The organism is Enterobacter sp. A103 (genome assembly GCF_034427535.1).
GTDB classification, from domain to species: domain Bacteria; phylum Pseudomonadota; class Gammaproteobacteria; order Enterobacterales; family Enterobacteriaceae; genus Enterobacter; species Enterobacter asburiae_B.
Genome location: NZ_JAXQPQ010000002.1, coordinates 600,383 through 626,239, shown reverse-complemented (window position 1 = coordinate 626,239; position 25,857 = coordinate 600,383). Strand labels below are relative to the sequence as shown.

The following is a 25,857-nucleotide window of genomic DNA, read 5'->3' as shown; positions in this document are numbered from 1 at the left end:
TTACTCAGTGACGACCTCGTTACCATTAACGATGGTCTTAATAATTTTATAATCGTGTGTGAATGCCGTCAGGTTTGCAACCATACCTGGTGCAATTCCGCCGAGCTGCTTATCTACGCCCATTGCGCGAGCCGGATAAAGGGTTGCCATACGCAGGACTTCATCAAGCGCAATCCCGCAATGTTCAACCAGGTTACGCACCCCTTCAATCATGGTTAAAGAGGAACCGCTCAGCGTACCGTTTTCATCCACACACAGTCCATTGCGGTAGTATATTGTTTTACCGGCAAAAATGAACTGCTCAATATTTGCACCTGCCGGTGCGGTGGCATCCGTCACCAGACAAAGCTTGTCACCTTTCAGCCGCTTAGCGTTGCGGATGTTGGTGTAATCGACATGTAAGCCGTCAGCAATAATGCCGCAGTAGACGTCTGGTTCATCCAGAATCGCCCCGACCAGACCCGGTTCACGGCCTGTGATATACGGCATAGCGTTGTAAAGGTGCGTTGCGAAAGTAATGCCCGCGCGGAAACCGGCTTTCGCTTCTTTCAGCGTCGCGTTTGAGTGGCCTGCTGAAACGATAATCCCGGCACCAGCCAGTTTGCTGATGACATCCGTACCCGTCATTTCAGGTGCCAGCGTCACTTTGGTGATCACATCGGCGTTCGCACACATGTAGTCAACCAGCTCCGCATCAGGTTTACGCACGTAATTCGGGTTATGCGTTCCTTTCTTGACCATATTCAGCCATGGCCCTTCAAGGTGCAGACCCAGCGCCTGGTTAGGGTGTTTGGCCAGGTATTCGCGCATCACGCGGATACCCTGCTTCATGAGGTCATCACTGCTGGTGATGAGCGTTGGCAAATAGCTGGTGCAGCCCGATTTCTCGTTGGCTTTCTGCATGATCTCCAGCGTTTCGACCGTCACCGCATCCGCGGTGTCATTGAATTGCACACCGCCGCAGCCGTTGAGCTGTACGTCGATGAAACCGGGGGAGATTACTGCTCCATTGAGTGAGCGCTGTTCAATCTCCGGCGGCAGTTCTGCCAGCGGGCAAACACGTTCAATCAGGCCATCAGCGATAACAATCGCATGGTCATCCAGAATTTCATGGCCGGTATAAATCCGACCGTGGGTTAAAGCGTACATAACGACCCCCGGTTAAAAAAAGCGGCCGCCTCTTGTTGAAGAGGCGGTTATTCAATTACAGACCTTTGATGTTCTCAGCTTCTAACTCGTTGAAGTATTTCAACGTTTTAACCTTCAGTTCCATCGTGGACGGTTCGTCGCATACGATGACGGATTTAGGATGCAGCTGCAGGCAGCTGATGGTCCACATATGGTTAACGTTGCCTTCAACGGCAGCCTGGAGCGCTTGCGCTTTCACGCCGCCCAGCACCAGAATCATCACTTCTTCGGCATCCAGCAGCGTGCCTACGCCTACGGTCAGGGCGTATTTTGGAACCTGGTTAACATCGCCGTCAAAGAAGCGGGAGTTTGCCACGCGCGTGTCATGGGTCAGCGTTTTAATACGGGTGCGGGAAGCCAGAGATGACGCCGGTTCGTTAAACGCGATATGACCATCATTACCTACACCACCCATGAACAGGTGGATCTTACCGTAAGAACGGATTTTTTCTTCATACTGACGGCATTCTGCGTCAATATCAGGCGCGTTTCCATTCAGCAGGTTAATATTTTCAGATGGAATATCAACGTGATCAAAGAAATTGCGGTGCATAAAGCTATGGTAGCTTTCCGGGTGGTCTTTCGGTAAGCCAACGTATTCATCCATATTGAAGGTCACAACATGTTTAAAGCTAACCTGGCCTGCTTTATGCATCTCAACCAGCGCCTTATAGGCGGTCAGCGGCGTGCCGCCTGTCGGAAGTCCAAGAACGAAAGGACGATCGGCGGTCGGTTTAAAGGCGTTAATACGGTTAACGATATGGCGAGCGGCCCATTTACCGACTTGTTCAGCAGTTGCCAGGGGAATCAGTCTCATTGTTCACCTCAAGAGTTTAAGTAGAAGAGTGGGCGGATGGCTATCGGGACCTGATACTTAAGCGTAACCTGGAAACTTTCAGGCCGGATCAATCCGTCTTGATTTTTTGAATGATAAAATAAGTTTTCGCTGTTAGCCAGTATAAGGGAGGGTGAATAACGATATTTGGTGACAAAAATCACAAAAAGTACGCGTTTAATTTGCGATACGAATTAATTTTTCACACACTCACAATGCCAGTGAAGCATCAACTGTATCTATAGTTCGTGACACAATAAAAAACAGAGCTGAGAACATGCCTTAAACGGGGTCTCATAGGGGGAAGAAAGTGAGTATTCTAGGTTATTTACAAAAGGTTGGCCGCGCGCTTATGGTGCCGGTCGCCACGCTGCCTGCCGCAGCCATCCTGATGGGTGTCGGCTACTGGATCGACCCCAACGGCTGGGGTAATACCAGCGCGCTGGCGGCGTTCTTTATCAAGTCAGGTTCCGCCATTATCGACAACATGTCCGTGTTGTTCGCGATTGGTGTGGCTTACGGTATGTCCAAAGACAAAGACGGTGCCGCTGCGCTGACCGGTTTTGTCGGTTTCCTCGTGTTAACCACCCTCTGCTCGCCTGCAGCGGTGGCCATGATCCAAAAAATTCCGGCGGACCAGGTTCCGGCGGCGTTCGGTAAGATCAGCAACCAGTTTGTCGGTATCCTTGTGGGTATCATCTCCGCCGAACTGTATAACCGCTTCAGCAGCGTAGAGCTGCCAAAAGCGCTCTCCTTCTTTAGCGGTCGCCGCCTGGTTCCTATCCTGACCTCGTTTGTGATGATCGTTGTTGCGTTCATCATGATGTACGTCTGGCCGATGATCTTCGACGGTCTGGTGAACTTCGGTGAGCACATCCAGAAACTGGGTTCTGTCGGTGCGGGCGTGTACGCGTTCTTCAACCGTCTGCTGATCCCGGTCGGTCTGCACCACGCGCTGAACTCCGTATTCTGGTTCGACGTTGCCGGTATTAACGATATCCCTAACTTCCTGGGTGGCGCACAGTCCATCGAAGCAGGTAAAGCGGTTGTCGGTATCACCGGTCGTTACCAGGCGGGCTTCTTCCCGATCATGATGTTTGGTCTGCCGGGTGCTGCGCTGGCTATCTACCACTGCGCGCGTCCAGAGAACAAAGCGAAAGTGCTGGGTATCATGATGGCGGGGGCGTTCGCGGCCTTCTTCACCGGTATCACCGAGCCGCTGGAGTTCTCCTTCATGTTCGTGGCGCCGGTTCTGTATGTGATCCACGCCGTGCTGACCGGTATCTCCGTGTTCATCGCTGCCAGCATGCACTGGATTGCCGGTTTCGGCTTCAGCGCCGGTCTGGTGGATATGGTGCTGTCGTCCCGTAACCCGCTGGCGACCCACTGGTGGATGCTGATCCCGCAAGGTCTGGTGTTCTTCGCGATCTACTACATGGTGTTCCGTTTCACTATCACCAAATTCAACCTGATGACCCCGGGTCGTGAACTGGCCGTGGCCGGTAGCGAAGCGGATGGTCAGGATGTGAACGTGAGCGGTGCTGAGGATCAGGACGTTTCAGGCCTGGCGCGTCAGTACATCGCCGCTGTCGGCGGTTCTGACAACCTGACCGGTATCGACGCCTGTATCACTCGTCTGCGTCTGAACGTCAAAGACTCTTCCCTGGTGAACGAAGCGCTGGCTAAACGTCTGGGTGCTTCCGGCGTTATCCGCCTGAACAAAACCAGCGTGCAGATTATCGTTGGCTTCGTGGCAGAGAAAATTGCTAACGCCATGAAAACCACTGGTCCGGTAGCCGCAGCAGACGCTTCTGCCGCACCTGCCGCCGCGCCAGCGGCCGCAAAACCGCAGGCGGTACCGAACGCCAAAACGGTAGCCGCGCTGGTTTCGCCGGTAACCGGTGAAGTGGTTGCGATTGAGCAGGTGCCTGACGAAGCCTTCGCCAGCAAAGCGGTTGGTGACGGTGTGGCGGTGAAACCAACGGACAAAACCGTTGTGTCTCCGGCGGCCGGTACCATCGTGAAAATCTTCAACACCAACCACGCGTTCTGCCTCGAAACCGAAAATGGCGCGGAGATCGTTGTCCATATGGGTATCGATACCGTTGCGCTGAACGGTCAGGGCTTTACTCGCCTGGTGGAAGAGGGCGCTGAAGTGGTGGCCGGGCAGCCGATTCTGGAAATGGATCTGGACTTCCTGAACGCCAACGCGCGCTCCATGATAAGCCCGGTCGTTTGCAGCAACATCGATGACTTCAGTGGCCTGGTCATTCAGGCGAAAGGTCAGGTTGTTGCGGGTCAAACACCGCTGTATGAGATTAAAGGCAAGTAATCGCTCCTGAGTAGAGTCATGCCTTAAGCGGCGGGGGATATCCTCCGCCGCTTTTTTTTGCAGCAAAAGCCCCCATTATTTTCTTCAGAGACGTTTTAAGGGTTGTCACTACGTCCGGCTTATAAGATCATATACCGTTATACGTTGTTTACGCTTTGAGGAATCCACGATGAGTGAGGCAGAAGCCCGCCCGAGTAACTTTATTCGTCAGATCATCGATGAAGATCTGGCCAGTGGTAAGCACACCACAGTTCATACCCGTTTCCCGCCGGAGCCGAACGGCTACCTGCATATCGGGCATGCGAAGTCCATCTGCCTGAACTTTGGCATTGCGCAAGACTACCAGGGACAGTGCAACCTGCGTTTCGATGACACCAACCCAGTAAAAGAAGACATCGAATACGTTGAGTCCATCAAGAATGACGTGCAATGGCTGGGCTTCAACTGGTCTGGCGATATCTGCTACTCCTCTGACTATTTTGATCAGCTGTACGCCTACGCGGTTGAACTGATCAACAAGGGTCTGGCGTATGTTGACGAACTGTCTGCTGATGAAATCCGTGAATATCGCGGTACGCTGACCGCGCCGGGCAAAAACAGCCCGTTCCGCGATCGCAGCGTGGAAGAGAACCTTGCGCTGTTTGAAAAAATGCGTGCCGGTGGCTTCGAAGAAGGCAAAGCGTGCCTGCGTGCCAAAATCGACATGGCGTCTCCGTTCATCGTGATGCGCGATCCGGTGCTGTACCGCATTAAGTTTGCGGAACACCATCAGACCGGCAACAAGTGGTGCATCTACCCGATGTACGACTTTACGCACTGCATCAGCGATGCGCTGGAAGGCATTACGCACTCCCTGTGTACGCTGGAGTTCCAGGACAACCGTCGTCTGTACGACTGGGTGCTGGATAACATCACCATTCCTGTGCATCCACGCCAGTACGAGTTCTCTCGTCTGAATCTGGAATACACCGTGATGTCCAAGCGTAAGCTGAACCTGCTGGTGACCGACAAGCACGTTGAGGGCTGGGATGACCCACGTATGCCAACCATCTCTGGTCTGCGTCGTCGTGGTTACACTGCAGCCTCTATTCGTGAGTTCTGCAAACGCATCGGCGTGACCAAGCAGGACAACACCATCGAGATGGCCTCCCTTGAATCCTGCATTCGCGAAGATCTTAACGAAAACGCCCCGCGCGCGATGGCCGTTATCGACCCGGTGAAACTGGTTATCGAAAACTATCCGCAGGGTGAAAGCGAGCTGGTCTCCATGCCTAACCATCCGAACAAACCGGAAATGGGTAGCCGTGACGTACCGTTCAGCGGTGACATCTGGATTGACCGCGCTGACTTCCGTGAAGAAGCCAACAAGCAGTACAAGCGTCTGGTGCTGGGTAAAGAAGTGCGTCTGCGTAATGCCTACGTCATCAAAGCCGAGCGCGTAGAGAAAGATGCTGAAGGGAATATCACCACCATCTTCTGTTCTTATGACGCTGAAACGCTGAGCAAAGATCCGGCGGATGGCCGCAAGGTGAAAGGCGTTATTCACTGGGTGAGCGCTTCCCACGCGCTGCCGGTAGAAATTCGTCTGTACGATCGTCTGTTCAGCGTGCCTAACCCAGGTGCAGCGGAAGACTTCCTGGCGACCATCAACCCGGAATCTCTGGTGATCAAGCAGGGTTATGCGGAGCCTTCTCTGAAAGCCGCTGAAGCGGGCAAAGCGTTCCAGTTCGAACGTGAAGGTTACTTCTGCCTGGACAGCCGTTACAGCACGGCGGAAAAACCGGTATTCAACCGTACCGTAGGTCTGCGTGATACCTGGACGAAGATCGGCGAATAATATTGCTGGTCTGGTCAATGAGAGACAAGCGCCGCACTATGCGGCGTTTTTTTATTTTACGATCAGGGTATTAAGCCAGGGCCTAAAAAGGCGTCATAAAAATATCAGGTCAATGAGGTGCTACTTATTTTTCAAAAAAAAGTTTGTATCATTGCGGAAATTAAAAAGGTTATAAAAAAGGAAAGAATTCTCACATCTAGCTACTGAAATACTTGATAATTCCCCGCCATTCCTCGCCTCCTCACAAATGTTACAAAGCGCTACCAATTATGTGCACTTCGTCATAATCCTGACTTTTGTCCGCTAAAAAGCATTGATAATTCGCGTCGCGAAAAATAACCTAAAGACGGTAGTTAATTCGAGGGTATTTAAAGCTACCCCTGACCATTTGGTCTTTTTTATTTACGCCGCTTCAGGCGTTTTAATTCGTCAAAGAGGAATAATCTATGCGTACGTTCAGTGGCAAACGTAGTGCGCTGGCGCTGGCTATTGCCGGTGTGACAGCAATGTCGGGCCTGGTGGTGACACCAGAGGCGAAAGCGGCGGGCTTTATCGATGATTCTACCCTCACGGGCGGTATTTATTACTGGCAGCGTGAACGTGACCGTAAAGACGTCACCGAAGACAAATACAAAACCAACCTTTCTCACTCCACCTGGAACGCCAACCTGGACTTCCAGTCAGGCTATGCCGCGGACATGTTCGGTCTGGATATTGCTGCGTTTACCGCGATTGAAATGGCGGAAAACGGCGACAGCGCCCACCCGAACGAAATTGCCTTCTCCTCCAGCAACAAAGCCTATAAAGAAGACTGGTCCGGGGATAAGAGCGGTATCAGCCTTTACAAAGCCGCTGCAAAATTTAAATACGGTCCGGTTTGGGCGCGTGGTGGTTATATTCAGCCAACTGGCCAGACTCTGTTAGCACCGCACTGGAGCTTTATGCCGGGTACCTATCAGGGTGCCGAAGCCGGGGCGAACTTTGACTACGGTGATGCGGGTGCGTTGAGCTTCTCCTATATGTGGACCAACGAGTACAAAGCACCGTGGCACATCGAAATGGACAAGTTCTACCAGAACGATAAAAAAACCAAAGTTGATTACCTGCACTCGCTGGGCGCGAAGTACGACTTCAAAAACGATCTGGTGCTTGAAGCGGCATTCGGTCAGGCACAGGGCTATATCGATCAGTATTTTGCCAAGGCCAGCTATAAATTCGATGTCGCGGGTAGCCCGCTGAGCACCAGCTACCAGTTCTACGGTACGCGCGACAAGGTCAGCAACGGTGGCGTTAACGACATTTATGACGGCACCGCGTGGCTGCAGGCGTTAACCTTCGGCTACAAGGTTGGTCAGGTTGATTTGCGTCTGGAAGGCACATGGGTGAAGGCGGAAGGGCAGCAGGGCTACTTCCTGCAGCGCATGACCCCGACCTACGCCTCCTCCAACGGTCGTCTTGATATCTGGTGGGATAACCGCTCAGACTTCAACGCCGACGGCGAGAAAGCGGTCTTCTTCGGCGCAATGTATGACCTGAAAAACTGGAACCTGCCTGGCTGGGCGGTGGGCGCTTCTTACGCTTACGCCTGGGACGCAAAACCTGCCGATATGGCCACGCCGGACGCATACTACGATCCCAACTATCGCCTGAAAGAGTCTTCCTACAGCCTCGATGCTATCTATACCCTGCAGGATGGCCGTGCGAAAGGCACGATGTTCAAACTGCACTTCACCCAGTATGACAACCACTCCGATATCCCGAGCTATGCGGGCGGTTACGGCAACATCTTCCAGGATGAGCGTGATGTGAAATTCATGGTTATTGCCCCATTCACCATCTTCTGATGAACGCACCGGCGGGCTGAGTCCCGCCGGTATGGAGACTGCACATGATGAAAAAAATCGTAATCGTCGCGTTGCTGGCATCAGGGCTGGTGGCGTGTGCTCAGAATCAGGCGCCGAAAGAGGACTCCCGTCTGAAGGAGGCGTATAGCGCCTGCATAAATACTGCGGAAGGATCGCCGGAGAAAATTCAAGCCTGTCAGAGCGTGCTGAACGTGCTGAAGAAAGAGAAAGCGCATGAGCAGTTCGCGACGCAGGAAAACGTCCGCGTGATGGATTATCAGGCCTGTATCCAGGCGCGTAAAACCGGTAACGATCAGGAAGTGGCGAAGCGTTGCGACCAGATTTGGAAAGAAATACGTAGCAATAACAGTAACTAATTCGCTGTTATCATGCCCGGTGGCTCTGCGCCACCGGGCTTTTTTTTGGCAAAAAAAAGCCAACCTTGCGGCTGGCTCAGAGTATGAGTCTTATTATTTCGCGTCGTGCGCGTGATCGTCTTCGCGGCAATCGCCTTCAGCGCAGTGACCGTAAAGGTACAGGCTGTGGTTCGTCAGGCGGATGCCATGACGCGCCGCGATTTCACGCTGGCGCGCTTCGATGGAATCATCGCTAAATTCAATGACCTTGCCGCAATCGAGGCAGATCAGGTGATCGTGGTGCTGCTGCTGGGTCAGTTCGAAAACAGATTTACCGCCTTCGAAATTATGACGGGTAACAATGCCCGCGTCATCAAACTGGTTCAGCACGCGATAGACGGTAGCCAGCCCAATCTCTTCACCCATGTCGATAAGACGTTTATAAAGGTCTTCCGCACTGACATGGTGATTGTCTGGACCCTGAAGCACTTCAAGGATTTTTAACCGAGGAAGCGTAACTTTCAGGCCAGCCTTCTTTAATGCGGTATTGTTGTCAGTCATGCGGAATCTGTCCTGTTGCTAAACGATTCACTTCTGTAGGAAGTGACAGAAAATGCACCCGGGATAATGCGTCTCATTATAGAACTGCCATGGCTAAATGAAAACTGCAAGTCTCAGGCAAAATATGCTTATAAAAACGTGGTATCACCAACAAACTTGCTCAATGGAAAACCACGTTTTATCAGGGAGACATTGTACAGGTCTGGGCGAAAAAGTTAAAAGATTGTAGCGATTAATTTAATCGGTTTGACCTGGAGCATGGGCGCAACCGCAGTTGCGCCGCGATAAAATCAGGCGTTCAGAATATCATCCAGGTGCAGTTCCTCACGGATCTGCTTCACCCATTTCTCAACGCGCTCTGCGGTCAGTTCTGGCTGACGATCTTCGTCGATGGCCAGGCCTACGAAATGATCGTCATCGGCCAGGCCTTTAGACGCTTCGAAGTGGTAACCGGCGGTCGGCCAGTGGCCTACGATAACCGCGCCGTTCGGCTCAATGATATCGCGGATGGTGCCCAGCGCGTCACAGAAGTATTCGGCGTAGTCTTCCTGATCGCCACAGCCAAACAGGGCGACCAGCTTACCGTTGAAGTCCACTTCTTCCAGCGTCGGGAAGAAATCATCCCAGTCGCACTGGGCTTCACCGTAGTACCAGGTTGGGATACCCAGCAGCAGAATGTCATAGCCTTCCAGATCTTCTTTGCTGCTCTTGGCGATGTCATGCACATCAGCAACATCTTTACCGAGCTGTTTTTGAATGTTTTTTGCGATATTTTCGGTATTGCCGGTATCACTGCCAAAGAAAATGCCGATGATTGCCATGAGTAAAATAACCTCTTGAAACTTAATAGTATGGTGGCGCAATTCGGCCACGGATAAGGGCAATAATAGCAGAACTGGCAACCCTGCGGAAACAGCTATCGCGCAGGACTGCACTCTGTGCTACATGAAAAGGGTGAGAAAGGGGATTTTCAGACTTATGCCTGGCTGCGTAACGTCTCAAGCTGGACGAGCAACATCTCTTCAATGAGCTCGCTGCGGCTGATATTTCGCACGTCAGCCAGCTCGTTCAGCGCGTCGACGGCGTCGGCGTTAAGCTTCAGTTCGACACGCTTAAGCCCACGATTTTTATCGCGTTTAAGCTGGTTGCGTTTATTGATACGCAGCTGTTCATCGCGCGAAAGCGGATTCGTCTTGGGTCGTCCCGGGCGACGCTCATTCGCGAACAGATCTAGTGTCGTACGGTCCGTTTGTTCTTTGGCCATGATTCTGAGACTTCGGGGGAAACACGCCGCCCTGCTAATGCCCGGGCGATAAGCGCGCCATCATACATCACCAAAAACGGCACGCCAACGACTGGAAGCCCGCAGCCTTCCAGTCGCTTTCTTTTTAATCAAATTGCAGTATCAGCAAGATAGCGGCGAATGGCGCGCAGCACAGCATCCGGTTTTTCCGCATGCACCCAGTGCCCGGCCCCGGCAATCACGTGGGCGCGAGCCTGCGGGAATTGGGCCAGCAGCGTGTCGCGGTACGCGTCGGTAACGTAAGGTGAGTTTCCGCCGCGAATAAAGAGAGTAGGGTGTGGCCAGGCGGGGACGGTTTCCCAGCCCACGATGTTATTGTATTGATCCCAGAGCACCGGCACGTTAAAACGCCATTGCCCGTCAACAAACGACTTCAGCAGGAACTGCACGACGCCTTCTTCATCAAGATGCTCACGCATGACGGCAGCCGCCTGTTGGCGCGTAGCGACACCCGCTTCTGTGACCGCATTAATGGCGGCAAAAATCTCGTCGTGACGGCGGACGTCATAATCCACGGGCGCGACGTCAATCACCACCAGGCCGCTAATACGGTCCGGGGCCAGTGCCGTCAGGGCCATCACCGCTTTGCCACCCATTGAATGCCCGATGAGGGTCACCTTTTGCAGATCGTTAGCATCCAGCGTATCCAGCAGATCCTGTGCCATCGCCGCGTAGGTCATCTCGTCGGAACGCCCGGAAAGACCATGATTGCGCATATCGACCTGTAAAATATCGTGGTCGGTAACCAGATCGCGCGCCAGCACGCCCAGGTTATCCAGACTGCCAAAAAGCCCGTGAACCAGTACGATGGGAGAATTATTGTTCGGCGATTGTGCAGTTTGCGCTCGGGTATTCAATTTCATGGCAAAGTTCTTTTTTTACGTATGTCAGGTTAGGGTATCATGTTGACCATTCTGCCGCCCGGCTGCAAGGTTCCAGTTTAATCTGACTTTTGCTGCCAACCTGGTTTGACGCTATCCGCTGTTGGGATTTGACCTTATAATCCCAATGACTTGTATTCAGATAAGATATCGCACTGGATTAAGATGAAAACAATCGAAGTTGATGACGAACTCTATCAGTATATTGCCAGCCAGACGCGGCATATCGGGGAGAGCGCGTCCGACATTTTACGGCGCATGCTTAAAATTTCCGCCGCTTCACAGCCTGCTACCCCAGTCACCAAAGATGTCGTGTCTCAGCCGAGCGTTGTTGCACAAGCAAAACCTGCCGTGACGCCGGCAAAAGATAAAGTGCGCGCGATGCGCGAGCTGCTGCTCTCCGATGAATACGCGGAGCAGAAAAAGGCGGTTAACCGCTTTATGCTGGTGCTGTCTACACTTTACTCACTGGATAACAAAGCGTTTGCTGAAGCGACCGAGTCGCTTCACGGCCGTACTCGCGTCTATTTCGCGGGCGACGAGCAAACGCTGCTGCAAAATGGCAATCAAACCAAACCCAAACATGTTCCTGGCACCCCGTACTGGGTGATCACCAATACCAATACGGGCCGCAAGTGCAGCATGATTGAACACATCATGCAGTCCATGCAGTTCCCGGCGGAATTGATTGAAAAGGTTTGCGGTACAATTTAACCCTTGCATCAGAAGGACCCGGTAATGGCAAATCACAGCCGTGCAGGCCAACCTGCACAACAAAGCGATTTGATTAACGTCGCTCAGCTGACCGCGCAGTATTACGTGCTGAAACCGGTCGTGGGCAACGCAGAACACGCAGTGAAGTTTGGTACATCTGGTCACCGCGGCAGCGCGGCGCGCCACAGCTTTAACGAACCGCACATTCTGGCCATTGCTCAGGCCATTGCGGAAGAGCGCGCTAAAAACGGCGTTACCGGTCCGTGCTACGTGGGGAAAGATACCCATGCCCTGTCTGAACCGGCGTTCATCTCTGTTGTGGAAGTGCTGGCGGCAAACGGCGTTGATGTGATTGTTCAGGAGAACAATGGCTTCACCCCAACGCCTGCGGTCTCTAACGCCATCCTGGTGCACAACAAAAAAGGTGGCGCGCTGGCGGACGGTATCGTTATCACGCCATCCCACAACCCGCCGGAAGACGGTGGTATCAAATACAACCCGCCTAACGGTGGCCCGGCCGACACTAACGTCACCAAAGTGGTGGAAGATCGTGCGAACGCGCTGCTGGCTGACGGTCTGAAAGGCGTGAAGCGTATTTCTCTGGATGCTGCCATGGCGTCCGGTCACGTGAAAGAGCAGGATCTGGTTCAGCCGTTCGTGGAAGGGCTGGCGGATATCGTCGATATGGCGGCCATCCAGAAAGCCGGCCTGAAGCTGGGCGTGGATCCGCTGGGCGGCTCCGGTATCGAATACTGGAAACGTATCGCCGAGCACTACAAGCTGGATCTGACCATCGTGAACGATCACGTCGATCAGACCTTCCGCTTTATGCACCTGGATAAAGACGGCGCGATCCGTATGGACTGCTCCTCCGAGTGCGCGATGGCGGGCCTGCTGGCGCTGCGTGATAAATTCGATCTGGCGTTTGCTAACGATCCGGATTATGACCGTCACGGTATCGTCACGCCTGCCGGGCTGATGAACCCGAACCACTATCTGGCTGTTGCAATTAACTATCTGTTCCAGCACCGCCCGCAGTGGGGCAAAGAGGTGGCCGTCGGTAAAACGCTGGTTTCCTCCGCGATGATCGACCGCGTGGTCGAGGCGCTGGGCCGCAAGCTGGTGGAAGTGCCGGTCGGCTTCAAATGGTTCGTTGACGGTCTGCACGACGGCAGCTTCGGCTTCGGCGGTGAAGAGAGCGCGGGCGCATCTTTCCTGCGTTTCGACGGCACGCCATGGTCAACCGATAAAGACGGCATCATCATGTGCCTGCTGGCGGCGGAGATCACTGCAGTCACCGGTAAGAACCCGCAGGAACACTACAACGACCTGGCGGCACGCTTTGGTGCACCAAGCTATAACCGTATTCAGGCTAGCGCGACGTCAGCCCAGAAAGCGGCCCTGTCCAAACTCTCTCCGGAGATGGTCAGCGCAAGCACCCTGGCGGGCGATCCGATCACCGCGCGTCTGACGGCTGCACCGGGCAACGGCGCATCCATTGGTGGTCTGAAAGTGATGACTGAGAACGGCTGGTTCGCCGCGCGTCCGTCCGGTACGGAAGATGCGTATAAAATCTATTGCGAAAGCTTCCTCGGCGCTGAGCACCGTCAGCAGATTGAGAAAGAAGCGGTAGAGATTGTCAGCGAAGTGCTGAAAAACGCGTAAGTGATGTTCGGGGGCGGGCTGATGCCCTCACCCCGGCCCTCTCCCACAGGGAGAGGGAGAAAACACTAAAAACGGCAACCCTTGGGTTGCCGTTTTGCTTTTACCTAACTATGTTTGTTCTTCAATTCAAACCTTGGTGACACCAGACCGTACAGCGTCCAGCCCATAAAGGTCACCATCGCTCCATACAGCATCGCTTCCTGGCCGGATGAGTAGAGCGCATAGAAGCTGTAGATTGCACCGATCAGCGCCACGATATTGGCCGCACGCGCTTTGCGTGGATCCACCTTCGCTACCTTCTGAATGATCACCAGCGCTGCCATCGACAGAATATACGGAATGATGTTCGTCACCACCGCCAGGTTGACCAGCACGTTGAACTGGCTGTTCAGCGACGGGCTAATGGTCATCAGCGACAATCCGCTCTGGAAGATAACAATCGCCAGCATGCCCTGCACCGGCGCATCCGCTTTGGTCACGCGGGAGAAGATTTTTGGGAAGTAACCTTCATCAGCCGAGGATTTAAACACCTGTGCGATGGTGAACTGCCAGCCGAGGAGTGAACCGCAGCAGGACATCACCATCAGCCCCATGATCACTTTCCCGACCTCAGGCGTGAACATCTGCGCGAAGGCCAGCCCAAACGGCGCCGTAGAGTTTGCCAGATCCATGTTTGGCACAATACCCGCAATCACGTTAGTCGAGACGATATAGATCACCGCCGCGCCCAGCGTGCCGCCGAGGACCGCAATCGGCACGTTCTTTTCCGGATTCTCTACCACTTCCGCGTTCGCACAGGCGGATTCCAGACCCAGGAAGGCCCAGAGCGTCATGGCGATAGAAGAGCCGACCGCGGTAAAGAACGGCACGTGGTGCGGGTTCCAGGAGTTGGCGTAGAGTGTCGGGCTGAACCAGAACCAGCCGATGATGCACAGGCCGACAACCGGGATAATCACGCCCCAGACGGTGATGCTGGAGAGCTGTCCGGTGATACGCGCGCCGCCAAAGTTAGCCACGGTACAGATCCACAGCACGCCGATGGTCGCCAGCCCAATTTGCACCGGGCTGAGCGTCGCGCCAAACAGCTCCGTACCGTAACCCACGGCGGAGATGGCAATCGCCACGTTGGCGATCAGCAGCGACACCCCGTAGGTATAGTTGGCCATAAAGTTGCCCGACTTGCCAAAAGCGTATTCGGCATAGCCGCCCATGCCGCCTGACTTACGGCTGAACATTCCGCACTTGGCAAACGCCCACGCCAGCGCCATTGAGCCGACTGCCGTCACCAGCCAGGAGATGATAGAGATGGTGCCCACCTCTGCCAGTTTGGTGGGCAGCATGATAATCCCGGAGCCCATCATGTTCACCATGGTGAGGATGGTCAGCTGCACCACGCCCATCTTGTTGGACTTACTCATAATTTCTCTCCTTTCAGCAGCGCGGGCTGAGCGGCGGGTTGTTTGATGACGTTACAGCGAACCTGTTTGCGACCCTCACACTCCTCGACGTACACACCCTGCAGCTCCGGCGCGAAGCCCGGCAGCAGGTTGATGCCTTCTTCCAGCGCGGCAAAGTAGCGCAGCACGGAACCGCCCCAGACTTCCCCTGGAACCACGCACAGTACCCCCGGTGGATAAGGAAGGGCGCCTTCGGCGGCGATGCGGCCTTCCGCATCGCGCAGAGAGACCAGTTCAACCTCACCGCGCAGATAGGCGTAGTTCGCGTCCTGCGGGTTCATCATCACGCGCGGGAAGTGAGACTTGCGAAACATCTCTTTCTGCAGCTGTTTCACGTTGTGGCGGGCGTACAGGTCATGCATTTCCTGGCAGATCTGGCGCAGGGTGTAATCCGCGTAACGTTCCGGATGCTGTTTGTAGAGAGATGGCAGGACGTCTTTCAGCGGAACATCGCTCTCGAGCAGTTTTTCGAAGCGCACCAGCTGCGCCACCAGCTGCTGCAGTTTTCCCATATCTTCCGCAGGCGTGAGCAGGAACAGGATCGAGTTGAGATCGCATTTTTCCGGCACGATGCCGTTTTCACGCAGGAAGTTGGCGAGGATAGTGGCGGGCACGCCGAAGTCGTCATACTCCCCGGTGCGGGCGTTAATACCCGGCGTGGTCAGCAGGAGCTTGCACGGGTCGATAAAATACTGATGCTCAGCGTAGCCTTCAAAAGCGTGCCAGTTTTCACCCGGTACGAAGTGGAAGAAGCGCAGATCGGTCGCAATTTCCGCCGTGTCCCAGCTTTCCCACGGACGGCCATCCACCGTTTCCGGCACGAAGGGGCGCAGATACCGGCAGTTCTCCAGGATCAGCTTGCGCGCTTCGATACCGTTCACCACGCAGTCCATCCACATGTTGCGGCCGCTCTGGCCTTCGTGCATACGGGCGTTGATGTCCAGCGCAGCGAACAGCGGATAAAACGGGCTGGTGGAGGCGTGCATCATAAAGGCATTATTCAGGCGCTTATGCGGGACATAGCGCTGTTGCCCTTTGATGTGGCTGTCTTTCTTATGGATTTGCGAGGTCTGCGAGAAGCCGGCCTGCTGTTTATGCACGGACTGGGTGACCAGGATCCCCGGATCGTTTTCGTTCAGCTCCAGCAGCAGCGGAGAGCAGTCGGCCATCATCGGAATAAACTGCTCGTAACCCACCCAGGCCGAGTCAAACAGGATGTAATCACACAGGTGCCCAATCTTATCCACCACCTGACGGGCGTTATAGATGGTGCCATCGTAGGTACCCAACTGGATCACCGCCAGACGGAACGGACGCGCATCGCGTGCACGGCCTGGCGCCACCTCTGCCACCAGCTCGCGCAGATAACTTTCTTCAAAGCAGTGGGCGTCAATGCCGCCAATAAAGCCGTACGGGTTGCGCGCGGTTTCCAGATAGACCGGCGTTGCGCCAGCCTGGAGGAGGGCACCGTGATGGTTGGATTTGTGGTTGTTACGGTCGAACAGTACCAGGTCGCCCGGGGTGAGCAGGGCGTTAAGCACCACTTTGTTGGATGACGAGGTGCCATTCAGCACGAAGTAGGTCTTATCAGCATTAAAGACTTTTGCAGCATGCTGCTGGGCGATGCACGGTGCGCCTTCGTGGATCAGCAGATCGCCCATCGCCACGTCGGCGTTACACAGGTCGGAGCGGAAAAGCATCTCACCAAAGAAATCGACAAACTGATTACCGGCTGGATGGCGGCGGAAGAACTGACCACCCTGATGCCCCGGGCAGTCAAACGCGCTATTGCCCTGCTTCACATAGTCGACAAGGGCGCGGAAAAACGGCGGGCGCAGCTGGGTTTCATACTTCTGGGCGGCCGCTTCCAGCTGGCGTCCATAAAAGTCGTTGCTGGTGTCTGAATACTCAAATACGCCGTGAATGCGCGATAAATAGTCTGCCGGGATGAACTCTTCTTTGTGGGTCGCGACAAAAACAGGAATGCCAAAACCGGTGGCTTCTATTTCGTCCAGGATACCGCTGGCAATATCCGTGACCGCCAGAACAATGGCGGCAACATCAATATAATCAGAGGCGCGGACATCTACCAGTTCACGCTGGGTAGTAAAGCAATCCGGACATGCACGGCTGGCTGCGATTTTTAAACTTTTCATCTTTCTCTCTTTATTTTAGGTAATAAGCGTCCCTCGATTTCTTGCAAGAAAGAAATCGATAATTTACCGGAAAAAAAGCAAAGGGTGGCCGCTGATTAAAATCAGTGAATTGCTTTTTTGATGATTGAAATTCAGTCCGCCCGGTGCGGATGAGTCTGAATTAAAATGAATGAGCGCACGAGTTCACAGGCAATGGCCTGTAAAATAAGGTGTTTCAGGATAACCTGTAAGCGAGTGCGCCAGAAGTCGAAGGACTACCGGGCATTAAAGAGATGAAAGTCAAAGCAGTTTCGGTGGGCAAACATCATGATATGTGTTGTCCGCCTTATATGGGGCATTAAGCGATTGTTGTTTTCCATGTTTCATTTTCCTTTCAGTAATTGAAAGCATGGTCATTTTATCCATGGAAAGGCGATTAACCGTGAGGTAGATCACCGTTAACCGATCAAATCAGAAATAAATATTCGTTTTAGATGAATATCGCAGATCAAAATTCTGATTTGTTGATGATGCGTTAACAGGTTGTGTTGTCAATGTTTTAAATGAGCGAAAATAGCCCGTAAAAATAATTTATGGGTTATTTGTGAAATATTGTCTGAGGGATTTCGTTTTTATTTAAAAATAAAATGAATAGTTATTCAAAGCATAAACCGATAACCGATACCGGTTTCAGTTAATAAATGGCGAGGGCGAGCGGGGTCAACTTCGAGTTTCTGACGAAGGTGTCCCATATATATGCGTAAATAATGACTATGTTCCACCGCGTTGGGCCCCCACACCTGACTTAACAGCTGGCGTTGGGTGAGTACCTTGCCGTGGTTGTTGAGCAGAACGGCGAGCAGGCGAAATTCTATTGGCGTCAGATGGATTTCTTCTTCACCGCGCACAATACGCCGCGCGGCCAGGTCAACCCGGATATCCCCAAACGTGTAGGTTGGGTCAGCTGGCGTGGTTGCGCTGTGGCGACGCAGCGCCACGCGAAGGCGAGCCTGTAACTCGCCGATACCAAAAGGTTTAATCAGATAGTCATCCGCCCCGGCATCCAGCGCCGCGATTTTATCCGTCTCTTCAGTACGCGCGGAGAGCACGAGGATCGGCATCTGGCTCCACTGACGCACTTCCCGGATAAAATCGATGCCGTCGCCGTCCGGCAAACCAAGATCGAGGATCACCAGGTCCGGCTTGCGGGTGGCGGCTTCAATTAAACCCCGTTGAAGCGTGCCCGCATCATGAACGCGCAGACCATCCCCTTCCAGCGCAGCGCGCAGAAAACGGCTAATGGCGATCTCATCTTCAACAATCAGAACGTTGATCACAAATCCTCTGGTAATTCATTTAGTTCTGGCGGGGTTTCCAGAGGAAGTGTAACACAAAACCGCGCGCCGCCTTCGGGGCGATTCTCAGCGGAGATGGACCCGCCATGGACGTCAATGATCGCCTGGCAAATCGCCAGCCCCAGCCCCACGCCCGGAATGGCCGACTCCTTATTGCCGCGCGCGAATTTTTCGAAAATAGCCAACTCCTGCCCGGCGGGAATGCCGGGTCCGGTATCCCAGACGTCAAGGCGAAGCGTGCCGTCGTCTACCGTCGCATCCACGCCAATTCGCGCGCTGGCGCCCGCATATTTACCGGCATTTTCCAGCAGGTTGATCAGCACCCGTTCAAACAGCGGACCATCAACGTGAATTAAGGTCAGGGGCTCGGGCATGTTCAGCGCAATATGCCGCCCGCCCAGGCCGGGTTCGAGCATTTTCAGGGCGCTGCCCACCACCTCTTCAAGCGTGAGCCACTCTTTTTTGAGGTTAAAACCGCCTGACTGGATACGCGCCATATCGAGCAGGTTATTCACCAGACGCGTGGTATTCAGCACATGCTGGCGGATCTCGCTGGCCTGAAGGGCGTGTTTAGAGCCTTCCGCCGCCAGGTCCAGCGTCAGGATTTCTGACTGACCAAACAGGACGGTGAGCGGGGTTCGCAGATCGTGAGAGAGCGCCGCCAGCAGCGAGTTACGAATGCTTTCACGCTCGCTCGCCAGCCGGGCCTGCTCTTCGCTGGCGGTGAGGGCCAGCCGCTCCAGCGCGCTGGCAACCAGCAGCGTAAAGGTCTCCAGCAGCCGCTGCTGTTCGGGGATCATCAGCTGGCGCAGGTTTGAGGGCTCAACAATCACCAGCCCCTGATTTTTATCGGCGCTGCGCAGCGGCAGAATTTGGTAGGGCACACCGGGCAAGGTGTCGGTCCCTGCGCCCGCAGGCAGCCCTTTATCAAAGCTCCAGCGCGCGATGGCTTCGTCCCAGGGCGTCATGCCTGAGGCCGACGTCAGCGGGCGCAGCTTGCCGTGTTCGTCCGGGAGCAAAATCAGGTTGCTGGCATGAAACGTCGAGCGAATGAACTGCTCGCTGGTCTGCACGATATCCAGCGGCGTGCGGCCCACCGCCAGCGATTTCGACATCTCATAGAGATGGCGCGTGCGCTGTTCGCGATAGCGGGCAATACGCGCCTGGTAGCGCACGCCCGCCGTCAGATTCCCGATCACCAGCCCGACGGTGAGCATCACCGCAAAGGTGAGAATGTACTGAACATCCGACACGGCGAGCGTCCCGCGCGGGGCAATAAAGAACAGATCGAAGCTGATGACGTTAATCACCGTCGCCAGTACCGACGGCCAGCGCCCGTAAAAGAGCGCCACCACCACTACGCCAAGCAGGTAGATCATCACCAGGTTGGCGGCATCAAACGCGATCAGCCACTGGCTGGCAATCACGGTAATCAGGGCACAGAGCACGACGGCGACAAGACAGCCGCGCAGCTGAATGCGCCATTTATCGCTGAAGGCACGGCTGTCCGGCGCGCGGCTGGGTAACGGCGTGGGCTTATCATCCAGCGCCACGATCACCAGGTCCAGATCCGGTGCGCGGCGGGCCAGCTTGTCGGCAAACGATTCGCGGCTAAACCAGCGTCGATGCTGGCGACGGCCAATCACGATTTTCCCCAGATTGTGCTCACGGGCGTAGCGCAGGATGGCTTTATCTTCCTGAGGGTCGGAAAGGGTGGCGGTTTCGGCACCCAGCTCCTGCGCCAGGCGAAGCGAACTCAATATCGCGCGGCGCTGGTTCTCGGGCAGCGCGTGCAGCTGCGGCGTTTCGACATACACCGCATGCCAGACGCTGCCAAATTTGGCCGCCAGGCGCGCGGCGGTGCGGACAAGCTTTTCATTGCCGCTGCCGTGGCCTACGCACAGCAGGATGGCATCTCGCGTATGCCAGACGCGCTCCTGGCCCTGCAGGTCGCGCCAGGCGCGCATCTGATCGTCGACGCGATCGGCAGTACGACGCAGGGCCAGCTCGCGCAGGGCAATCAGGTTACCTTTACGGAAGAAATGTTCGATGGCGCGCTCGGCCTGGCCGGCAATATAAACCTTGCCTTCGTGCAGGCGCTGGCGCAAATCGTCAGGGGGCAGGTCAACCAGCACCACTTCATCGGCGGAATCAAAGAAGGGGTCGGGCACCGTCTCGCGCACTTGAATGCCGGTCACGCCGCTGACCACGTCGTTCAGGCTTTCGAGATGCTGAACGTTAACCGTCGTGAATACATCGATGCCGGCTTCGAGCAGCTCTTCTACATCCTGCCAGCGCTTTGGGTGGCGTGAGCCTGGCGCATTGCTGTGCGCCAGTTCGTCCATCAGGATAAGGGCGGGACGGCGGGCGAGGGCGGCATCGAGATCGAATTCGGTGACTAGCCGACCGCGGTGGCTGATGCGGCGGGGCGGCTGGGTGGCCAGCCCCTTCAGCAGCGATGCGGTCTCTTTGCGTCCGTGGGTTTCTACCACGCCTATCAATATATCAAGCCCCTGCGCCCGAAGCCGCTGGGCTTCCGTCAGCATGGCGAAGGTTTTCCCGACGCCTGCGCAGGCGCCAAAGAAAATTTTCAGTTTGCCGCGATGGGCTTCGGCCGTCTGTTCAAGCAGCCTGTCCGGATCCGGGCGCATGGGCTCGTCGGTCATTTAGTTTTTCCTTAGCGCGTCCAGCGCCAGATTCAGCTCAACAATATTCACCACGGGCATGCCGATAAAGCTGACCAGCGGCTTTTGCGTGTGCTCTGCAACCAGCTGGCTAACCTGTTCGACGGTCAGCTGACGGGCGGCGGCGACGCGCGGGATTTGCCATGCCGCGGCTGCCGGCGTCAGGCTGTAGTCCAGCCCGCTGGCCGAGGCGGTCACCAGCTCTACGGGCACCTCACGGCTGGCCTGCGGATTAGCGGCGCGCAGGGCTGCCACGCGCTCAGCAACGGCTTTGTCCAGCTCGGGGTTGCTGCCCGCCAGGTTACTGCCGCCGGATGCCATCGGATTATACGGGCTTTCGGCAGTGGCGGAAGGGCGTCCCTGGAAGTAACGGGCATCCGTAAAGTTCTGACCAATCAGGCGCGAACCGCGGTTTTCACCGTTTTGCATAATCAGCGAGCCGTTGGCCCGATCCTTAAACCACCACTGTCCCAGCGCGGTGGTCACCAGCGGGTACAGCCCGCCGGTAATGAGAGACAGCAGAATAAACAGAAGTATAGCGGGGCGTAACATCGTCATTTGATTCACCTTTTAAACCAGGCCGAACAGCGTCAACAGCAGGTCGATAACCTTGATACCGATGAAAGGCACCACCAGCCCGCCCAGGCCGTAAATCCACAGGTTGCGGCGCAGCATGGCGGCGGCGGTGAGCGGCTTATAACTCACGCCTTTTAGCGCCAGCGGGATCAGGAAGACAATAATCAGGGCGTTAAAGATCACTGCGCTCAGAATGGCCGATGCCGGAGAGTGCAGGTGCATCACGTTCAACGCGTTTAATTGCGGGTAGGTCGCAGCAAACGCCGCCGGAATGATGGCGAAATATTTCGCCACGTCGTTGGCAATACTGAACGTGGTCAGCGACCCGCGCGTCATCAGCATCTGCTTGCCAATGTGCACCACTTCAATCAGCTTGGTCGGGTTAGAGTCGAGGTCGACCATGTTGCCCGCCTCTTTTGCCGCCTGGGTACCGGAGTTCATTGCCACCGCCACGTCGGCCTGCGCCAGGGCAGGGGCGTCGTTGGTGCCGTCGCCCGTCATCGCCACCAGACGGCCTTCCGCCTGATACTGACGAATCAGCGCCAGTTTCGCTTCCGGTGTGGCTTCAGAAAGAAAATCATCCACGCCCGCTTCGGCGGCAATCGCCGCGGCGGTAAGACGGTTATCCCCGGTGATCATCACCGTTTTGATCCCCATTTTACGCAGCTGGGCAAAGCGCTCCTTGATGCCGCCTTTGACGATATCCTTCAGGGCAATTACCCCCAGCACGTGTGCCCCTTCGGCCACCACCAGCGGCGTCGCCCCCTGACGGGCCACGCTTTCGACCAGGGTGTCCACTTCCGGTGGGAAGTGGCCGTTGTTAGCCTCAATGTGGCGACGGATGGCGTCAACAGAGCCTTTACGGATCATGCGATCCTGAATGTTAATGCCGCTCATGCGGGTTTGCGCCGTGAAGGGCACGAAAGTGGCGTGCAGGCTCTGAACGTCGCGCTGGCGCAGGTTAAAGCGCTGCTTGGCGAGGATCACGATACTGCGTCCTTCCGGGGTTTCATCGGCAAGCGAAGAGAGCTGCGCGGCATCCGCCAGCGTTTTTTCATCCACGCCCGGGGCGGGCAGGAAATCTGACGCCTGGCGGTTACCGAGGGTAATGGTCCCGGTTTTATCCAGCAGTAAGACGTCCACGTCACCGGCGGCTTCAACCGCACGCCCGCTGGTGGCGATGACGTTGGCACCGAGCATACGGCTCATGCCGGCTACGCCGATGGCTGACAGCAGGCCACCAATGGTGGTGGGGATCAGGCAGACCAGCAGCGCCACCAGCACCGTGATGGTGACCGCGGTGCCGCCATAGGCGGAGAACGGCCACAGGGTCGCGGTTGCCAGCAGGAAGACGATGGTCAGGGCCACCAGCAGGATGGTCAGGGCGATCTCGTTCGGTGTTTTACGGCGCTGGGCGCCTTCCACCATGGCGATCATCCGGTCGAGGAAGGTTTCCCCCGGGTTAACGCTACACTGGATCACCAGCCAGTCGGAGAGAATGCGCGTCCCGCCCGTCACGGAGGCGAAATCGCCGCCGGACTCACGGATAACCGGCGCGGACTCCCCGGTAATGGCGCTTTCATCCACCGAGGCGCCCCCTTCGATGACTTCACCGTCGCAAGGGATAATGTCACCGGCTTCCACCAGCACCACATCGCCTTTGCGCAGTTCATCCGCCGGAACGTGGTCCATCTGCGCGCCGTATTTCGGTTCACGCAGCTTGCGCGCGAAGGCGGTTTTCTTCACCCCTTTCAGGCTGTTGGCCTGGGCTTTACTCCGGCCTTCCGCCAGCGCTTCCGCAAAGTTGGCGAACAGCACGGTAAACCACAGCCACAGGCTGATGGCGCCGGTAAACGTTGCATTTCCCGGCATGTGGCCCGTTCCCATGGCAATCGCCAGGGCGGTGGTCAGGACGCTTCCCGCCCAGACAATAAACATCACCGGGTTGTGCCACTGCACGCGCGGACTCAGCTTTTTCACCGCATCCATGAGCGCCTGGCGAACTAATGACGGTTCGAACAGGGCCAGTTGTTTACGACTCATGACAATTTCTCCGCAAAATCAGCGTAAAGAGAGGTATTCCGCGACCGGGCCTAACGCGAGGGCGGGGATAAAGGTCAGGGCGCCGACCAGTAACACGGTACCCGTCAGCAGGCCGATAAACAGCGCGCCGTGGGTCGGTAATGTCCCGGTGGTGGTCGGTTGGATTTTTTTATTCACCAGCGATCCGGCAATCGCCAACACCGGCACAATGATCCCAAAGCGACCCACAAACATGCAGAACGCCAGCAGGCAGTTCCAGAACGGTGAGTTGGCGCTTAAGCCCGCAAAGGCGCTGCCGTTGTTGTTGGCGGCAGAGGAGACGGCATACAGCACTTCGCTAAAACCGTGAATGCCGGGGTTAAAGATGCCGCTGCGTCCGGCCTCGGTCATCAGCGCCAGCGCGGTGCCGAGCAGCACAAGCGCAGGGGTGACCAGAATCGCCAGCGCGGTTAATTTCATCTCGCGAACGTCGATTTTTTTACCGAGGTATTCCGGAGTGCGGCCAATCATCAAACCGGCAATAAATACCGCCAGCAGCACGAACAGCAGCATGCCGTAAAGACCCGAGCCCACGCCGCCAAAGACGACTTCGCCAATCTGCATCAGCCACATCGGGATCATGCCACCCAGCGCCGTAAAGGAATCATGCATGGCGTTGACTGCCCCGCACGAGGCCGCCGTGGTGACTACCGCATACAGGCTGCTGGCAAGAATGCCAAAGCGGCTCTCTTTACCTTCCATATTGATATTGCTGTTGGCCCCCAGCTGCATGAAATGGCCGTTGCCGCTCCATTCAGCCCACATCACCAGCGCCACGCAGACTACAAAGATAAGTGACATCGTCCAGAGCAGGGTGCGGCCCTGACGTCGATCGTTAACCACGTCACCAAAGGCGAAGCAGAGCGCGGCGGGGATCAGGAAAATCGCCAGCATCTGCACAAAATTGGTTAATGCGGTAGGGTTTTCAAACGGATGCGAAGAGTTGGCGTTGAAGAAGCCACCCCCGTTCGTCCCGAGCATTTTGATGGCTTCCTGTGACGCTACTGGCCCCATCGGCAGGAGCTGTTTTGCACCTTCCAGCGAGGTATAGGGCGCGTAAGGCATCAGGTTTTGCAGGGTGCCCTGCTGGATAAAGAACAGCGCGATCAGCAGCGCAATTGGCAGCAGGATCCACAGCGTAATGCGCGTCAAATCCACCCACGCGTTACCCAGGGTATTGATTTTCTGACGCGCAAACGCACGCGTCAGTGCGAAGATCACGGCGATACCGCTGGCGGCCGAGAGGAAGTTTTGCACGGTTAACCCGACCATCTGGCTGAAATAGCTCAGCGTGGTTTCACCGGCGTAGGACTGCCAGTTGGTGTTAGTGACAAAGCTCACCGCCGTGTTCAGCGCAAGATGCCAGGACAGGCCCGGTAACTGTTGCGGATTCAGCGGCAGGATGCCCTGCAGCATCAGCATGGCAAAAAGCGCAATGAGCCCAACGATATTCAGCAGCAAAATGGCGATCAGATACTGACGCCAGTTCATCTCCCGATCGTCTATTCCCAGCACGCGCCAGATCCCTTTTTCAACGCTTCCCGTGCCGGGCAAAGGAACGTTGTTGATCAATCGTGCCAGTCCCGATCCCAGTGGCCTTGCCAGAATGAACAGTACCACTAAGAAGCTGGCAATAAGCAGAAACGCCTGAGCAGCCATCAGAAGGCCTCCGCATTTATCAGGGCATAGACCAGATAACCCAATAACAGGAACACCAGCACGATGCCGGCAATAAGACCTGCACTCACAATCCACCTCCAGGTGACTTTCGTTGTTGTACTAACGGTAGGATTTCCGGCGCAAAGATTTCGCAAAAATGGGGAGGGCGGGTGTAAAAAAAGTATAAAAATGGCAAAGCCCACAATTTAACTATTGATAAGTAAACCGTTAACTTTTTTGTAACTTAATTACGGCGTGAATGTAAATATTCACTAAATGGGCAAAAATAAGTGGTCGGATGAGTAGTAAAATTACAAACAAAGCGATATTATTTTAGCCAGGTCACAGATTTTGAATTTTCCGGATGACGTTTCCGGCCAACTATAGGGGAGA

Annotated in this window: 21 protein-coding genes; 6 read left to right on the top strand and 15 right to left on the bottom strand. The window is 55.3% G+C overall.

What is annotated here, in order from left to right; genetic code table 11:
* Together nagA and nagB are read right to left on the bottom strand one after the other, a co-directional pair.
* Positions 1-1,149, bottom strand: coding sequence for an N-acetylglucosamine-6-phosphate deacetylase (gene nagA / locus SPH27_RS08575; protein WP_029740146.1), 1,149 nt, complete (start codon positions 1,147-1,149; stop codon positions 1-3).
* 55 nt (positions 1,150-1,204) lie between these two features.
* A complete protein-coding gene (nagB, locus tag SPH27_RS08570) occupies positions 1,205-2,005 on the bottom strand; it encodes a glucosamine-6-phosphate deaminase (protein WP_023310765.1) in 801 nt (266 codons plus the stop codon).
* A 328-nt stretch (positions 2,006-2,333) separates the two neighbouring features.
* On the opposite strand from nagB, the gene nagE reads away from it, so the two are divergent.
* The 4 genes from nagE to chiQ all read left to right on the top strand — a co-directional run bounded on the left by nagE (position 2,334) and on the right by chiQ (position 8,413).
* The gene (gene nagE, locus SPH27_RS08565; RefSeq protein ID WP_072210859.1) at positions 2,334-4,355 is read left to right on the top strand and encodes an N-acetylglucosamine-specific PTS transporter subunit IIBC; all 2,022 of its coding nucleotides are present in this window, start codon (positions 2,334-2,336) and stop codon (positions 4,353-4,355) included.
* 169 nt (positions 4,356-4,524) lie between these two features.
* Positions 4,525-6,192, top strand: coding sequence for a glutamine--tRNA ligase (gene glnS / locus SPH27_RS08560; RefSeq protein WP_029740147.1), 1,668 nt, complete (start codon positions 4,525-4,527; stop codon positions 6,190-6,192).
* 446 nt (positions 6,193-6,638) lie between these two features.
* Positions 6,639-8,036 carry a chitoporin ChiP gene (gene chiP, locus SPH27_RS08555; RefSeq protein ID WP_032661118.1) on the top strand — a complete coding sequence of 466 codons (1,398 nt, stop codon included), beginning with the start codon at positions 6,639-6,641 and terminating at the stop codon, positions 8,034-8,036.
* Positions 8,037-8,083: 47 nt separating this feature from the next.
* Positions 8,084-8,413, top strand: coding sequence for a ChiQ/YbfN family lipoprotein (gene chiQ / locus SPH27_RS08550; protein WP_047061876.1), 330 nt, complete (start codon positions 8,084-8,086; stop codon positions 8,411-8,413).
* Between the two features lie 93 nt (positions 8,414-8,506).
* Here the strand turns inward: chiQ and fur are convergent, their stop codons facing one another.
* The 4 genes from fur to ybfF form a co-directional block, all read right to left on the bottom strand.
* Positions 8,507-8,953 carry a ferric iron uptake transcriptional regulator gene (gene fur, locus SPH27_RS08545; RefSeq protein WP_014169146.1) on the bottom strand — a complete coding sequence of 149 codons (447 nt, stop codon included), beginning with the start codon at positions 8,951-8,953 and terminating at the stop codon, positions 8,507-8,509.
* A 290-nt stretch (positions 8,954-9,243) separates the two neighbouring features.
* Positions 9,244-9,774: a flavodoxin FldA gene (gene fldA, locus SPH27_RS08540; protein WP_008501067.1), complete on the bottom strand. Its 531-nt coding sequence runs from the start codon at positions 9,772-9,774 to the stop codon at positions 9,244-9,246.
* 155 nt (positions 9,775-9,929) lie between these two features.
* Positions 9,930-10,217: a LexA regulated protein gene (gene ybfE / locus SPH27_RS08535; RefSeq protein ID WP_182071386.1), complete on the bottom strand. Its 288-nt coding sequence runs from the start codon at positions 10,215-10,217 to the stop codon at positions 9,930-9,932.
* 128 nt (positions 10,218-10,345) lie between these two features.
* Positions 10,346-11,119 carry an esterase gene (gene ybfF / locus SPH27_RS08530; protein WP_182071387.1) on the bottom strand — a complete coding sequence of 258 codons (774 nt, stop codon included), beginning with the start codon at positions 11,117-11,119 and terminating at the stop codon, positions 10,346-10,348.
* Between the two features lie 183 nt (positions 11,120-11,302).
* On the opposite strand from ybfF, the gene seqA reads away from it, so the two are divergent.
* Positions 11,303-11,851 carry a replication initiation negative regulator SeqA gene (gene seqA, locus SPH27_RS08525; RefSeq protein ID WP_008501070.1) on the top strand — a complete coding sequence of 183 codons (549 nt, stop codon included), beginning with the start codon at positions 11,303-11,305 and terminating at the stop codon, positions 11,849-11,851.
* Between the two features lie 24 nt (positions 11,852-11,875).
* Positions 11,876-13,516: a phosphoglucomutase (alpha-D-glucose-1,6-bisphosphate-dependent) gene (gene pgm, locus SPH27_RS08520; protein ID WP_032649535.1), complete on the top strand. Its 1,641-nt coding sequence runs from the start codon at positions 11,876-11,878 to the stop codon at positions 13,514-13,516.
* A gap of 104 nt (positions 13,517-13,620) precedes the next feature.
* Here the strand turns inward: pgm and potE are convergent, their stop codons facing one another.
* The 9 genes from potE to kdpF form a co-directional block, all read right to left on the bottom strand.
* Entirely contained in the window at positions 13,621-14,934 is a 1,314-nt protein-coding gene (gene potE / locus SPH27_RS08515; RefSeq protein ID WP_014831099.1) for a putrescine-ornithine antiporter, read from the bottom strand.
* Positions 14,931-17,129: an ornithine decarboxylase SpeF gene (gene speF, locus SPH27_RS08510; protein WP_182071388.1), complete on the bottom strand. Its 2,199-nt coding sequence runs from the start codon at positions 17,127-17,129 to the stop codon at positions 14,931-14,933. Before speF ends, potE begins: the two co-directional genes overlap by 4 nt.
* A 254-nt stretch (positions 17,130-17,383) precedes the next feature.
* On the bottom strand, positions 17,384-17,488 hold the full coding sequence (gene speFL, locus SPH27_RS08505; protein WP_003858645.1) for a leader peptide SpeFL: 105 nt from the start codon (positions 17,486-17,488) through the stop codon (positions 17,384-17,386).
* 279 nt (positions 17,489-17,767) lie between these two features.
* Positions 17,768-18,445, bottom strand: coding sequence for a two-component system response regulator KdpE (gene kdpE / locus SPH27_RS08500; RefSeq protein WP_008501074.1), 678 nt, complete (start codon positions 18,443-18,445; stop codon positions 17,768-17,770).
* Positions 18,442-21,129 carry a two-component system sensor histidine kinase KdpD gene (gene kdpD / locus SPH27_RS08495; RefSeq protein WP_047061355.1) on the bottom strand — a complete coding sequence of 896 codons (2,688 nt, stop codon included), beginning with the start codon at positions 21,127-21,129 and terminating at the stop codon, positions 18,442-18,444. Before kdpD ends, kdpE begins: the two co-directional genes overlap by 4 nt.
* On the bottom strand, positions 21,130-21,705 hold the full coding sequence (kdpC, locus tag SPH27_RS08490; RefSeq protein WP_023310778.1) for a potassium-transporting ATPase subunit KdpC: 576 nt from the start codon (positions 21,703-21,705) through the stop codon (positions 21,130-21,132). It abuts the gene before it with no gap.
* Between the two features lie 12 nt (positions 21,706-21,717).
* Entirely contained in the window at positions 21,718-23,766 is a 2,049-nt protein-coding gene (kdpB, locus tag SPH27_RS08485) for a potassium-transporting ATPase subunit KdpB (RefSeq protein WP_048981055.1), read from the bottom strand.
* 18 nt (positions 23,767-23,784) lie between these two features.
* A complete protein-coding gene (kdpA, locus tag SPH27_RS08480) occupies positions 23,785-25,464 on the bottom strand; it encodes a potassium-transporting ATPase subunit KdpA (protein WP_048981056.1) in 1,680 nt (559 codons plus the stop codon).
* Positions 25,464-25,553 carry a K(+)-transporting ATPase subunit F gene (kdpF, locus tag SPH27_RS08475; RefSeq protein WP_014069365.1) on the bottom strand — a complete coding sequence of 30 codons (90 nt, stop codon included), beginning with the start codon at positions 25,551-25,553 and terminating at the stop codon, positions 25,464-25,466. Before kdpF ends, kdpA begins: the two co-directional genes overlap by 1 nt.
* Positions 25,554-25,857 lie beyond the last annotated feature (304 nt).

What these genes read in the sequence shown, in the direction of transcription:
- seqA (WP_008501070.1), top strand. Translation starts at nt 11,303, where the DNA reads ATGAAAACAATCGAAGTTGATGACGAACTCTATCAGTATATTGCCAGC.
- kdpB (WP_048981055.1), bottom strand. Translation starts at nt 23,766, where the DNA reads ATGAGTCGTAAACAACTGGCCCTGTTCGAACCGTCATTAGTTCGCCAG.
- nagB (WP_023310765.1), bottom strand. Translation starts at nt 2,005, where the DNA reads ATGAGACTGATTCCCCTGGCAACTGCTGAACAAGTCGGTAAATGGGCC.
- chiQ (WP_047061876.1), top strand. Translation starts at nt 8,084, where the DNA reads ATGAAAAAAATCGTAATCGTCGCGTTGCTGGCATCAGGGCTGGTGGCG.
- ybfE (WP_182071386.1), bottom strand. Translation starts at nt 10,217, where the DNA reads ATGGCCAAAGAACAAACGGACCGTACGACACTAGATCTGTTCGCGAAT.
- chiP (WP_032661118.1), top strand. Translation starts at nt 6,639, where the DNA reads ATGCGTACGTTCAGTGGCAAACGTAGTGCGCTGGCGCTGGCTATTGCC.
- pgm (WP_032649535.1), top strand. Translation starts at nt 11,876, where the DNA reads ATGGCAAATCACAGCCGTGCAGGCCAACCTGCACAACAAAGCGATTTG.
- speFL (WP_003858645.1), bottom strand. Translation starts at nt 17,488, where the DNA reads ATGGAAAACAACAATCGCTTAATGCCCCATATAAGGCGGACAACACAT.
- kdpD (WP_047061355.1), bottom strand. Translation starts at nt 21,129, where the DNA reads ATGACCGACGAGCCCATGCGCCCGGATCCGGACAGGCTGCTTGAACAG.
- nagA (WP_029740146.1), bottom strand. Translation starts at nt 1,149, where the DNA reads ATGTACGCTTTAACCCACGGTCGGATTTATACCGGCCATGAAATTCTG.
- speF (WP_182071388.1), bottom strand. Translation starts at nt 17,129, where the DNA reads ATGAAAAGTTTAAAAATCGCAGCCAGCCGTGCATGTCCGGATTGCTTT.
- glnS (WP_029740147.1), top strand. Translation starts at nt 4,525, where the DNA reads ATGAGTGAGGCAGAAGCCCGCCCGAGTAACTTTATTCGTCAGATCATC.
- kdpA (WP_048981056.1), bottom strand. Translation starts at nt 25,464, where the DNA reads ATGGCTGCTCAGGCGTTTCTGCTTATTGCCAGCTTCTTAGTGGTACTG.
- kdpC (WP_023310778.1), bottom strand. Translation starts at nt 21,705, where the DNA reads ATGACGATGTTACGCCCCGCTATACTTCTGTTTATTCTGCTGTCTCTC.
- fur (WP_014169146.1), bottom strand. Translation starts at nt 8,953, where the DNA reads ATGACTGACAACAATACCGCATTAAAGAAGGCTGGCCTGAAAGTTACG.
- fldA (WP_008501067.1), bottom strand. Translation starts at nt 9,774, where the DNA reads ATGGCAATCATCGGCATTTTCTTTGGCAGTGATACCGGCAATACCGAA.
- potE (WP_014831099.1), bottom strand. Translation starts at nt 14,934, where the DNA reads ATGAGTAAGTCCAACAAGATGGGCGTGGTGCAGCTGACCATCCTCACC.
- ybfF (WP_182071387.1), bottom strand. Translation starts at nt 11,119, where the DNA reads ATGAAATTGAATACCCGAGCGCAAACTGCACAATCGCCGAACAATAAT.